The sequence below is a fragment of the Oligoflexus tunisiensis genome (genome assembly GCF_001748245.1).
Lineage (GTDB): Bacteria > Bdellovibrionota_B > Oligoflexia > Oligoflexales > Oligoflexaceae > Oligoflexus > Oligoflexus tunisiensis.
In genome coordinates this window covers 3,872,221-3,883,994 of sequence record NZ_BDFO01000001.1, presented here as the reverse complement: position 1 = coordinate 3,883,994, position 11,774 = coordinate 3,872,221, and the positions used below count along the sequence as shown (strand labels likewise).

Below are 11,774 nucleotides of genomic sequence, written 5' to 3'. Positions count from 1 at the left end.
ATGGTGCGGCAAATATTGCAATCCTGACAATTCCTAGGCATAATTTCAATTAATTCCACCAGAATAGACAAGCCTGGCACGCGCGATAGTTCCACACAGACAAGGCCGAGGGAGGACGTTACATGGCAGATCAGGAAGACGTAAGGATCAAAGCTGTCTTAAAGCAGCTGGAAGATGCCGGTCATCAAAAGGTCAAGGTTGCAGTTGCCGATATCGATGGGATCCTGCGAGGCAAGTACCTCAACTTCGACAAATTCAAATCGGCTTCGCAGAAAGGCTTTGGCTTCTGCAACGTCGTGTTCGGCTGGGACAGCGCGGATGTCTGCTATGATTCATGCACCTATACGGGCTGGCATTCGGGCTATCCGGATGCTTTGGCAAAGATTGATCCGGGCACCGAGCGCGTCGTTCCCTGGGATGGAAACGTGCCGTTCTTTTTAGGGGAATTTTATGAGCAGGACGGCAGGACTCCCCTTGAAATTTGCCCGCGCCAGGTTCTGAAAAAAGTTCTGAAAAAAGCTGAAGGCATGGGCTACAATGTGATGGCCGGTTGTGAGTTCGAATGGTTCAATTTCCAGGAATCAGCAGAAAGCCTGGAGCAAAAAAATTATTGTGTTCCGACGCCCCTGACGCCAGGCATGTTCGGATACTCCATCCTCCGTTCGAGCCAGTACAGTGATTTCTTCAACGATCTGATCGACCTCCATCGGAATTTCCGCGTGCCCCTCGAAGGTGTTCATACCGAGACGGGACCGGGTGTGTATGAGGCGGCGATTCAAGTCAGCAATGGTTTGGAAGCGGCCGACCGAGCCATACTCTTTAAGACGGGCACCAAGGAAATCGCCCAAAAGCACGGGATCCTCGCCAGCTTCATGGCCAAGTGGAATGCCAGGCTCCCTGGGTGCAGCGGGCATATCCATCTGAGCTTGTGCCAGGGCGATAAAAATCTATTCTATGCCGACGATGATCCTAACTGCATGAGTCCGGTTTTCAAAAAGTTCCTGGCTGGCCTCATTCGCTATACCCCGGAATTTCTGGTGATGATGGCGCCGACTGTGAACAGCTACAAGCGGCTTGTCAAAGGCTACTGGGCACCGACGTCATCCACCTGGGGCCTCGACAATCGCACCTGCGCCTTCCGGGTAATTCCCTGGGGAGCTTCCTCGACCCGCGTCGAAGTCCGGGTTCCCGGTGCGGATATGAATCCCTATCTTTCCCTGGCGGCCTCAGTCGCAGCCGGTCTGAAGGGAATTGAACAGAATCTGTCGCTCGAACAGGCCCAGGTGCAAGGCAGCGGTTACGATAGCACGGATGCGGCAGCCTTCCCCAGCAATCTGCAGGAGGCCGCCACGGCATTCGCTAACTCAGAGGTCGCACGGACTGTTTTTGGCGAAAGATTTGTGAAACACTATAGTGAAACCCGCTTTTGGGAGTGGGAACAGTCGCAGAAGGCGGTCACCGACTGGGAAATCAAACGTTACTTTGAAATCATATAACGAGGGTCTCGCATGAGCATTTCATCCTTTCGCTTTCCAACGGATATCCGCTTCGGTGCGCAGGCGATTCAACTCCTGCCAAAGCTTCTGCAACAGGCGCAAGTCAAGCGACCTCTCCTGGTCACCGACAAAGCCCTGGCTCAGCAGCCCGTGTGTCTCAATACGATAAAACTTCTGAAAGCGAATGGGCTTGAACCTGTTGTTTATAGCGACGCTCAGGGCAATCCTGTGGCTTCTCATGTGACGGCTGGTGTCGCCCAGTACAAGCAGTCCAAGGCCGATAGCATTGTTATGATCGGCGGCGGCTGTGCGATCGATGTGGGCAAGGCCATAGCACTCATGGTGGCTCATCCAGGCGATCTCTTCGACTATGAGGACGACAAGCCAGGCGCTCGACCCATTGATCAGCCCATTCCTTTGACGATTGCCATCCCGACCACAGCCGGAACCGGAAGCGAAGTGGGCGGCAGTTCGGTGATTTCCGATGACAAGACTCATCAGAAAGTCATCGTCTGGTCGCCCCGCCTGATACCCAGGCATGTGATTGCCGATCCGGAGCTCACGGTAAGCCTGCCGAAGAATCTTACGGCCGCCACGGGCATCGATGCCTTGACTCACAATATCGAAGCCTTTCTGGCGAAAAACTTCCATCCTATCTGTGACGGCATCGCCTTGGAAGGCATCACCCTGGTCGCTCAGAACCTGCAGCGTGCCATGGAAAAGCCCGACGATCTCAAGGCCCGAGGCAACATGCTGTTGGCGTCGATGATGGGAGCCATCGCTTTCCAGAAGGGATTGGGTGTGACCCATTCCTGTGCCCATTCGCTGTCGACCTGCTATGATCTGCATCATGGCCTTGCCAATGCATTGATGATCATTCCCTGCTTGAAGTTCAACGCCGAAGTGGTTCCTGACCGCTTTGTGCGCATGGGCAAGGCCATTGGTCTGACCGGGAGTGACAGTCAGATAATCGCCGGCTTCTTCGATTGGCTGCGGGACTTGAAAACGAAGATCGGCATCCCGTCTTCGCTGAGTGCTGTGAATGTTCAGATCACCGATCGGCTGATCTCGGTCGCCGTTACGGATGCCTGTCATGGGAACAATCCTCGTCCCTGCAGCAAGGAGGATTTCGCAAGACTCTTCAAGGAGGCATTAGCCGGTGAATGACAAGTCCAAGGTTCAGCGGGGGAGAAGCGATGGCTAAGCGATCGCTGCGGATCGGACTGTCCGCGTGCATGATGGCAACCGATCCGTCACGCAGGATTTTCAACGGCCGACCCCTGCTGTATGCTGAAGAGTCCCTGGCACGCTATCTGCAAAGTCTAGGAGCGACAGTCTACATGCTGCCGACGGTACCTTCGCCGGGGCCGAGCCTCGATGAGGTCTGCGGCTGGCTGGATGGCCTTGTTCTGCAGGGCGGGGTGGATGTCAGTCCTCTGTCTTACGGGGAAACGCCTCTGAAAGACGAATGGCAAGGCGATCGCCGCAGGGATGAGTACGAAATCAGCCTGATCCGTACCTTTCATCGACAGAGGAAACCCATCCTCGGCATCTGCCGGGGTCTGCAGATTCTTAATGTGAGTTTCGGTGGAACGCTCTATCAGGACATCAGCACGTTCCGTCCTGAAGCCCTTATCCATCGCGACGCCGATATCTATGAGAAGAACAGCCATAGGATCGATATTTTGTCCGGCCAGAGTCTGTCCGAACTTTATCTCGGGCAAACCACGGGGCTTGTGAACAGTGTGCATCACCAGGCGATCAAGGATCTGGCGGAAGACTTCGTGATCACAGCGCGCTCATCGGACGATGGGATCATCGAAGCCATCGAGAAACGTCGCCAGTCGCCGGATGATCCGCTCTGCTTTGCAGTGCAGTGGCATCCGGAGTTCCAGGATCCCGCCGACACCTCGATGCTCGACCCGAAGGTGATCCTTAGGCATTTCATGAACGCTATGGAATCCTCCATCTCACGCAACGACCACTCTTAATCAAGGCAGGAATATGCTTTCAATCGTGAATCCCGCAACGGAAGAAGTCATTCAAGAGGTCAGGACGCCCAGCGCCCAGGATATCAAGGCGGCTTATGCTGCGGCTGTGGAGGCGCAGAAGCGATGGGCCGACACGCCCTATCTGAGCCGCGCGAAAATCATCACCGAATTTCGCCAGCTGCTCGAAAAAAACAGCATCGAATGCGCGTCGGTAACAAGCTCGGAAATGGGCAAGCCTGTTCATCAAGCTGTCGGCGAGATCAAGGCCACTCTCATGCGCATCGACTGGTTTTTGGAAAACACTCCCAAGGAGCTGGCCGCCGAACAGGTCCGCGTCGCTCCCCCGATGATCGAAGAGATCAGCTATGAGCCCTTGGGCGTCATAGGCAATATTTCAGCCTGGAACTTTCCCTATTTCGTGGGCAGCAATGTTTTTATCCCGGCGTTGCTGACCGGCAATGCCGTGCTGTACAAGCCCTCTGAATTCTCGACTCTGACCGGCCTGAAGCTGGCCCATCTGTTCGAGGAGGCCGGGCTGCCAGCCGGTTTGTTCCAGGCTCTTCCCGGTGGGCCGGATGTCGGCAAGGGCTTGAGTGCCCTCCCGCTGAACGGGATGTTCTTCACCGGCTCATTCCGTACCGGGCAGAGAATCGCCGAGACCCAGGCGAATCGATTCACCAAAGTTGGCCTGGAACTGGGCGGCAAGGATCCCGCTTATGTCTGCGATGATGTGGATGTGAAGACCGCCGCGGAGTCTGTGGCCGATGGGGCTTTCTACAACGCGGGACAGAGCTGCTGCGCTGTCGAGCGGATCTATGTGCATGCCAAGGTCTATGATGAATTCCTTGCGCATTTCAAAGCGTTCACCGCATCGCTGGTCATCGGTGATCCCAGGGACAGCAAGACCTATATGGGACCTGTCGCGCGCCAGGCGCAGCTTGAAATCCTTAGGGAGCAAGTGCAGGATGCATTGGACAAGGGCGCCCAGTATCTGGTCAAGGGCGGACGACGGGAGGGCAGGGGGTACTTTTATGAGCCCACCGCGTTGATCGGCGTCAACCATAGCATGAAGATCATGCGGGACGAATCCTTCGGACCTATCATCGGAATTCAGAAGGTCGCGAGCGACGAGGAAGCGTTGGCTTTGATGAATGACAATGAGTATGGCCTGACAAGCAGCGTCCACACGCTCGATAAGGCCCGGGCCATTCAACTGATGAAACGACTCAACTCGGGAACGGTTTATTGGAACTGCTGCGACCGCGTATCGCCCTATCTGCCCTGGACGGGCCGCAAGGCCTCGGGCATGGGCAGCACGCTCTCGCATATCGGAGTCAAGACCTTCCTGCAGCCCAAAGCCTGGCATTTGAGGCATCCTGGGGTTTGAGGGAAGTCGAAAGGGTTGGCCACCAGCCTCGATAAGACTGCCGAAGATTGAGGTGCAGGTTCAGCCGCCCGCATAAAAAGGTTCAACCTTCTGGTCCTTCAGGCAGTCCTGGATCGATGAGTGATGTTTCGCGTCCTTCGCCGCCAGGTCCCGGCAGACTTTTGTCTTGTATTTTTTGTTGATGGCGCATTCGTCCTTCTGACTGAGATCCTTTTCCGCTTTTTGAAAGCAGGGGCTGTTCTGAAGGGCGATCTCATCGCCCGTGTTCATCTCCCGTGCGCAATAGGCCAGAATCCAGTTGATAGGGGCACCGGGGTAGGGGCATGTCGGTACTGAGGTTCTCTTGGGAACCGGAGTACCATTGGCAAGGGCCCCTGCAGGCAGGACAATAAGCAGAAGAAAGCATCGTAGGCTCATGGGAGTCTCCGTAATGATTCCCTAAGTCCGATATGGACATCATACCGCATCGCACTGGATTCAGGCAAAACAGGCACTGAAAACACTCCAGGGTCCAGATGTGACCAGCACTGTAACCGATCGAATCAAAATAATTACGCGAAAAACTGGATCCCTCGACTGGCCTTCTATAAAGTAAGCGGGGGCTTCTCCCCTGACAGGCACCCATTCCGGCGAGAAGGAGGTCCATGCCTATGGATGCAATTCGCTATGTTCAGGTGGCTTCCCTTCGCAAGAGGCTGCGCACGCAACTGAGTCCCGTGGTGTTCCTGCACGGTTTTCCTGATTCCCCCGACATGTTCCAGGCCTATCACAGCCCGGAAGAGAGGAACGAATCATGGCTCAAGGAACGCAATGTTTATGCGATTGCGTTGCCGAATCGCCAAACCAACCCCATCGTACCGTCTCTCGCCGATCTCATGGCGGATACTCTCTACAAAGAGTTTACGGTGCAAATGGATGCCTTGATCAAGGAAAGTCCCAGCGGCAAACTTATCCTTGTTGCGCATGACTGGGGAGCGGCTTACGCGTGGCGCTATATCAAAGATAAAGGGGACGCATGCATCGAACGCATGGTGGCTTTGTCTGTGGCCCCCAGTCCTCGTTTTGATATCTGGGAACATGGCGTTCGTGCCCTGGGCTGGTCTTATCGCATGCTGTTCAGCATCCCATACTATATCCCCGCCAGCTCGCGGGCTCTGGGCTGGGCCTTGACTCATATCGCCGGGTACGAAGGATCGGATTTGCGGCATCTGAGCAAGGATTGCTACCATTACTGGGATGGTATCGCCTGGCCTTTCCTGGCTCCCTTGACTTTGCTCGGTCTGGTGCAGAAGCCCGAGGAGCGTCTGGATTTTACCTTTCCTATCCTCTTTATTCGCGCGCCTATGGATCGTTTTGCCACGACGGAGGCCTTTGAAGATATGCTCGCGCGACGAGCGGGCTGCCGGCTCATCATTCTCTCTCCCGAGTGCAATCATTGGTTTCCCGCTCAGCAGAGCGAACTGGTCCTGTGGGAACTGAGATCATTTCTGGCTCCTGAGGTGGAAGTGAAGAAGAGCGTCCGGGCAGGAGCGCAGAGCGAATCCAAAGCCAGGCGAAAGACTTCATCGGCGGGAGAATCCGCTGCAGCCGCTGGGAAGAAAAAAAAGAAGTCAAAACCGCAGCAGCCGGCCGCGACGAGGCATTGAATGTTGCCTGGATTTTGTCTCCAATCCCCTCATAACAAAGGCTGAATCCCGCTCTGCGAATCGTATTCAAGTTCTTTGATCCAACAGGCGATGCATTATAGTGGGATTCTAGCTTATTCAGACGTTGACCAGGCTTTTTTTCCAACAGGTGGAAGTTTTTTCACCGACAGGGAGCCGTCATGTTTGGAAGCCCCAAAATTCAGGTCACTTATAACGCCCGGCTCCGTCGCGCCCGGGCTCAATTCAAAGCCGTCGAATGTTTCAAGTCACGCAAGCCCCCTGCTTCTGCCCTGCGGAGTATAGAGATCCGTTTTGAAGAGGAAAAGCTCGAGGGACACATCGAAACTTATGCCATTTTTGGTAAACGGCTGGAGGAGCTTTGGTCAACGATCAGGAGTTTGGAGGATAGCCTGGATCCTGAGATGCTGGTCAAGATCACGATAGGGCAGGGAGCCCGGCTTTACCCTGAAATTTCCCTCACTCCGGATCCAAAAGGTGGGAGCCTGGCTCTGCTGAAAAGCAGCTTTACCGAGCGTAAGATTCTGACCGTGCCCTTCAACACTTTCCTGTTCAATATTCTCCAAAAACTGCAGGAACTCCATATCGAGGGAAAACCCGATCGGGCGCAGCTTCGCTTTCTCCATCTTCTTCTCCAAAAAGGCCAGCGGCTTGAAAATATGGCTCTCAGATTTCAACCACGTCGCGAGCAATTCGAAGGTCGGCTTTTCGGCGTCAAGTTTGACAGCACGCTTCGCTATGCCACACTTCACATTTTTGACCCGCGCTGTCTGGGGAGCTCGGAACAGCGAGCCGAGCTGTTAAAACAGGCCACAATCGAATTGAATCGTTTGAACACGGGCAAAATCAAACTCAATCTGCTCAAAGAGCATAGCCTTGAAAAGCTCGAATCATTAGCACATAAGATGCAGGCCTTGGGCCTCAATTTACCCTATGATCTTCTGATCGCCTATGACAAGACTTTGCAACTCAATCCCAATCACCTCGTGGCCAGCAAGTCGAAGGCGCAGCATGAGCAGGCGGATCTGCCACACTGGAAAATGCGGCTCGGGGCCCTGACACAAAAGGCTCAGAACGAATTTTTTACCATAGGGACCCGTAACAAGGATATGCTTGCCGTTATCACGGCCGTGAATAAACCGGCGCTCGATAAGGTGAAAGACCACATCGACTTGGAATGGCTCAGCATGGAACTGCAAAAGCAGGGCATAGTATTTGGCTACGATGATTTCCTGGAACCCCTGTGGCAGGCGATTCAACTCGATAGTCCACTCGTGGGCATGCGTGTTGCCAAGGGCTTGCCTCCCGAGCCCGGTGAAAAGTTGGATTTGCACTGGACCCACGACGACGACAAAGGTGAGGACCACCAACAGCTCAACATGAGAGAGAATCAGAATCGACAGCTGGTTAGAACCGGCGATCGGGTGGCTGAAATCCGCTTCACCGATGGCACTCCTGGCAAAACCGTGCTCGGAGCGGACTGTTATGCCCAGGGTTCAGCCGTGATCGCTGGCATTGCAGCAGGCCGGGGAATTGAAGTGAAGGACGACTCCGTATTTTATGCGACATGCGATGGTTTACTCCGTATGGATTCCAATGTCCTGCTCTGTGAGAACGCCTATATCCACAAAGGCTCCATCAATTTGAAGAGTGGTGATTTGCGCTTTGAAGGAACGGTCGTGGTCCAGGGTGATATCGAGTCAGGCGCATCGGTTGAAGTGCAAGGGAATCTCATTGTGGAAGGAATGATCAGCCCCTCCAAAGTTCACTGCACGGGAGATCTGGACGTCAAAGGCGGCATCATAACGGGACCTGAAGGATTTATTCACACAGGTGGCAACTGCCGCTGCAACTATATCGAAAACAGCATGCTCCAGGTGAAGGGGAATTTGACTGTTCAAAAATCAATACTGAACAGCACGGTGATGGCCCACGGCACGATCGTCATTCTCGATGAAGGCAAAGGAGTGATAGCCGGTGGTTTGCTGAGCAGCTGGTCTGCGATTCGAACAGCCCATCTTGGAATGGAGCAGGGGCAACCGACCGAGTGCAGACTGGGCAGCAATCTGAGCAGTGAAAAACGCCTCCACACATTGCGCCAGCGTCTGAAGCGGCTGCAGGTTCATCACGAAAAATTGAATGTGAGCCTCAAAGGTATTGACCGCAAGGATCAGCAGGACCAGGCTCGCCTGTTGCGCGAAAAATCCCAGAGGCTCGAGAAAATTATCCATCGGTTGGTCAGCTGGCGCGACCTGCAGGAAAAGAAAGTTCAATGGAATCACAGCGCCACACTTATTGTGACCGGTATTCTGAATCAGGATGTTGCCCTGTTCGTCACCGGACAGCGGGTTCAGATTCAAAACAATATTCGAGGCGTATTGGTACCAGGAGTTCCGTATCACGGCACGCAGCTTGTGGACCTGAAGGAGCTTTCGGGTTATGTCGCAGCCACGCCCGGTGCCATAGTTGCGAGTGGGAAGGCATCAAGAATGTAAAGCCTGAGCGACAGGCTTCGCTCAGAGTTCAGGGTCATTCCTTAATATTACTAAGTGGCAGCTCCAAAATAAAGCGAGTCTCGCGACTGTGCTCATCCAGGTAGACTTTGCCACCGTGTTGCTCGGCTATGGCGCTTGAAATGCTAAGGCCCAGGCCTGTGCCATGGCCATATGTTTTGGTGGAAAAGAAAGGTTCCATTATACGGAAGCGAAGGTTTTCCGGGACGCCTGGCCCATTATCGTGCACCGCAACCAGGGCCCGCTCAGGTTCATGATAAAGATGGAGCTTGATCCAAGGTTTAGGCTGGTCCTTGGCAGCATCAAAGGCGTTGTTCAAGAGGTTGATAATGATCTGGCTGATTTCCACAGGACGGCAGTTTACTATTATCCTGGTGAGTGGTATGTCCACTTCAAAGTTGATATGATTTTCCAGAAATCTCATCCTGCAGAGGTTCGCTACGTCGCGTACCACATCATTCAACGCAATTTCCTGTAGATTCGCTGGCACGTCATGGCTGGATAAGCGCAGGAGGCCACGGACTATGCCCGTGATGCGCTCGATGGTTTCCTCGGCCTTTTGCCCAAAAAAGGCCAGTTTTTCGGGCAAAAGACGCGGGCTGTCCATGTGAGACCGAATGATGCGAATGTAACCTGAGATGATCATCAGGGGATTGTTGATCTCATGGGCAATGTTGCCAGCCATCTCGCCTAGAGCAGATAGCCGCGCGGAATTCTGAATCAGCATTTGCTGCCGTTCGTTCTCCTGAATACGCTTTTGCACCTCAGCTTCGAGGCTGGCATTCAATTGGCGAAGCTTGGTCTCCACCTCTTCCAGCTCCTTGTAGGAGTTTTCCATCGTCCTCTGCATCTCCTGGAGTGCCTCCACGACATCCTTGAGTTCTCCTTGGAGATCGGTCGATTCCAGTGACGTCCATGAGGGGGAGAGCCTGCGGTTTTCAATGTGGAGCCAACGGGCATGCCTTGCGATACGGCGCAGGTGCTTCATGATCAAATGTTCAAAAATGAAGAGCATGAACGCCGCCACGAGGAAAGTTTTTGTGGCCTGCGTAACCAGGATGATCAGGAGTTTTCTGGCAAGTTTTTCATAGACCCGGCTCTTGCTGGATCCCATTAGGATCCGTCCAACAAATTGCCGCTGCCCGGCCTGGGTATAGTGAAGATCCACCTGATGCATGATGAGATTTGCCCTGGCATCGGGCCTCTGCAAAGGTTCTTCAGAGAAAGTGATGACCAGAAAATCTATATTCGGCAGGTCCCGAAGGCCGCTATCAATCCTTTTCAGGGATTCGAGGTCCACGTGCCAGAGTGAGGCTGCAATCACACCCTGGTGGCTTTTTTCGATGTAGTGAAAGGTGGAATGAATTTCATCCAATTCGCGCTTGTAATCATACAGGAGTTGGGTAAACGTTACGAAAATTGTCACGATGGAACTGGCGAGGATAATCGACCAGGTGAGTTTACGTGACAAGGGTGACAAGGACTGCGGCCATGTGGGATTCTTTTTTTTCACCAGCCCAGGGTCCTCCATTCGTACCCGGTCGAATTAACTTTTGGGAAAGGTAAAGTCATAGCCCTTCTGCGGGTCTTGCCAGCGTGTATAGCGCGTGAAATCAACGGGATTTTTGAGCTGGGGGTTGAGTACCTTGAAATAGGCGTCCACCTCAGCCCGTGTCACCGCTTCCATCGGGGTCAGCCAGGTTTTCTGTGGGAGTTGGCCCAGTTTGAAATAGTCATGGAGGATGACCAAAGCGCGTGCACCGTCCAAAATGTGGCCTCCCACTGTGGTGATGAGATCGCCTTGCTTCACGGCCATCAAACCCTCGGGTGAGATGTCTATGCCACCAATAAAGAGATTTCGTCCCAGTTGATATCCGGAGCGTTTGGCCTGCTCCGCCACCCGAAGTGCTATGGTATCGTTGCCTGCCCAAACCGCATTGATCATAGGATATCTTTTTCTCAGAATCTCAAACTGCTGGGCCGCATGAGGTGCGGTCCAGGCGTCCGATATCAGCTGATGGAGCTTAATGTCTTTAAATTCAGCCACCGCGCGCCGCAGACCTCGTTCTCTGAGACGAGCGGGACTATCCGCTTGATCGCCATTGATGGCCACCATGTGGAGAGTTTCGATCTTGCGCTTTTTCATTTCCGCGCGCATCGATTGCACCAGAGCGTAACCCGCCTGTTCGTCGTCGGGCAGGAGCGAACCAATGAGTGTGGGAGAATCGGGGCGTTGGTGAGGAGGAAGAAAAATCGGAGCATTGACGGCAAAGGTTTTGATCTGATGTTGCGCAGCGATCTGCATGATCTGCTTGCCGTTGCCCTTGAAGCTCTTGAACATGATGACATCCGGTTTGTCCGGTTTCGCTGCCAGTTCCTTGGCCTTCCGAATCATATCAAGATGAGACTCGTGTCCATGAAATACGTCGACACGCATTCCCAGCTGAGCGGCTGCGACTTGAGTCAGGCGTACAAAGTGAATCCAGAATTCATCGAGTTTATCGATCAGTAGGGTGACATGAATGGGCTTGTGCCGCGTGGGTGCGGCATCCAGCGACGACACGAGTACCTTGCCGAAAAGCAATATGAGGAGCAGCAGTCCGCTGCGAAAAATCGTCCGTCTCAAAGCACACCCCATGCCAGCAGCCCTGGAACCAATCATGGCCTAGACGTAAACGCGCTTCATAATGGAGAACTTTATCGAAGAAAGCAATTAGATGTGT

The 11,774-nt window shown here is 53.7% G+C and carries 9 protein-coding genes; 6 read left to right on the top strand and 3 right to left on the bottom strand.

Annotated elements, in window-relative coordinates; genetic code table 11:
* Positions 1-122: 122 nt before the first annotated feature.
* From OLTU_RS16205 to OLTU_RS16190, 4 genes are read left to right on the top strand one after another with little or no spacing between them, the layout of a single operon-like run.
* A complete protein-coding gene (locus tag OLTU_RS16205; protein ID WP_141733808.1) occupies positions 123-1,496 on the top strand; it encodes a glutamine synthetase family protein in 1,374 nt (457 codons plus the stop codon).
* Between the two features lie 12 nt (positions 1,497-1,508).
* Positions 1,509-2,663 carry an iron-containing alcohol dehydrogenase gene (locus tag OLTU_RS16200; protein WP_141733807.1) on the top strand — a complete coding sequence of 385 codons (1,155 nt, stop codon included), beginning with the start codon at positions 1,509-1,511 and terminating at the stop codon, positions 2,661-2,663.
* Between the two features lie 29 nt (positions 2,664-2,692).
* The gene (locus OLTU_RS16195) at positions 2,693-3,487 is read left to right on the top strand and encodes a gamma-glutamyl-gamma-aminobutyrate hydrolase family protein (protein ID WP_141733806.1); all 795 of its coding nucleotides are present in this window, start codon (positions 2,693-2,695) and stop codon (positions 3,485-3,487) included.
* A 13-nt stretch (positions 3,488-3,500) separates the two neighbouring features.
* Positions 3,501-4,874: an aldehyde dehydrogenase family protein gene (locus tag OLTU_RS16190; protein WP_141733805.1), complete on the top strand. Its 1,374-nt coding sequence runs from the start codon at positions 3,501-3,503 to the stop codon at positions 4,872-4,874.
* A gap of 60 nt (positions 4,875-4,934) precedes the next feature.
* On the opposite strand, the gene OLTU_RS16185 is transcribed toward OLTU_RS16190, so the two are convergent.
* Positions 4,935-5,291, bottom strand: a complete 357-nt coding sequence (locus OLTU_RS16185; protein ID WP_141733804.1) for a hypothetical protein — start codon at positions 5,289-5,291, stop codon at positions 4,935-4,937.
* A gap of 227 nt (positions 5,292-5,518) precedes the next feature.
* Between OLTU_RS16185 and OLTU_RS16180 the strand changes: the two genes are divergently transcribed.
* Both OLTU_RS16180 and OLTU_RS16175 read left to right on the top strand, forming a co-directional pair.
* Positions 5,519-6,520, top strand: a complete 1,002-nt coding sequence (locus OLTU_RS16180; RefSeq protein ID WP_218110074.1) for an alpha/beta fold hydrolase — start codon at positions 5,519-5,521, stop codon at positions 6,518-6,520.
* Between the two features lie 179 nt (positions 6,521-6,699).
* A complete protein-coding gene (locus OLTU_RS16175; RefSeq protein WP_141733802.1) occupies positions 6,700-9,033 on the top strand; it encodes a flagellar assembly protein A in 2,334 nt (777 codons plus the stop codon).
* Positions 9,034-9,067: 34 nt separating this feature from the next.
* Here OLTU_RS16175 and OLTU_RS16170 read toward each other — a convergent pair whose 3' ends face one another.
* Together OLTU_RS16170 and OLTU_RS16165 are read right to left on the bottom strand one after the other, a co-directional pair.
* Positions 9,068-10,522, bottom strand: a complete 1,455-nt coding sequence (locus OLTU_RS16170; RefSeq protein ID WP_218110073.1) for a sensor histidine kinase — start codon at positions 10,520-10,522, stop codon at positions 9,068-9,070.
* A 75-nt stretch (positions 10,523-10,597) separates the two neighbouring features.
* Positions 10,598-11,677, bottom strand: coding sequence for an ABC transporter substrate-binding protein (locus OLTU_RS16165; RefSeq protein ID WP_176736676.1), 1,080 nt, complete (start codon positions 11,675-11,677; stop codon positions 10,598-10,600).
* Between the last annotated feature and the right edge of the window lie 97 nt (positions 11,678-11,774).

Coding starts and splice junctions, on each gene's coding strand:
- OLTU_RS16205 (WP_141733808.1), top strand. CDS start 123: ATGGCAGATCAGGAAGACGTAAGGATCAAAGCTGTCTTAAAGCAGCTG.
- OLTU_RS16200 (WP_141733807.1), top strand. CDS start 1,509: ATGAGCATTTCATCCTTTCGCTTTCCAACGGATATCCGCTTCGGTGCG.
- OLTU_RS16195 (WP_141733806.1), top strand. CDS start 2,693: ATGGCTAAGCGATCGCTGCGGATCGGACTGTCCGCGTGCATGATGGCA.
- OLTU_RS16190 (WP_141733805.1), top strand. CDS start 3,501: ATGCTTTCAATCGTGAATCCCGCAACGGAAGAAGTCATTCAAGAGGTC.
- OLTU_RS16185 (WP_141733804.1), bottom strand. CDS start 5,291: ATGAGCCTACGATGCTTTCTTCTGCTTATTGTCCTGCCTGCAGGGGCC.
- OLTU_RS16180 (WP_218110074.1), top strand. CDS start 5,519: ATGCCTATGGATGCAATTCGCTATGTTCAGGTGGCTTCCCTTCGCAAG.
- OLTU_RS16175 (WP_141733802.1), top strand. CDS start 6,700: ATGTTTGGAAGCCCCAAAATTCAGGTCACTTATAACGCCCGGCTCCGT.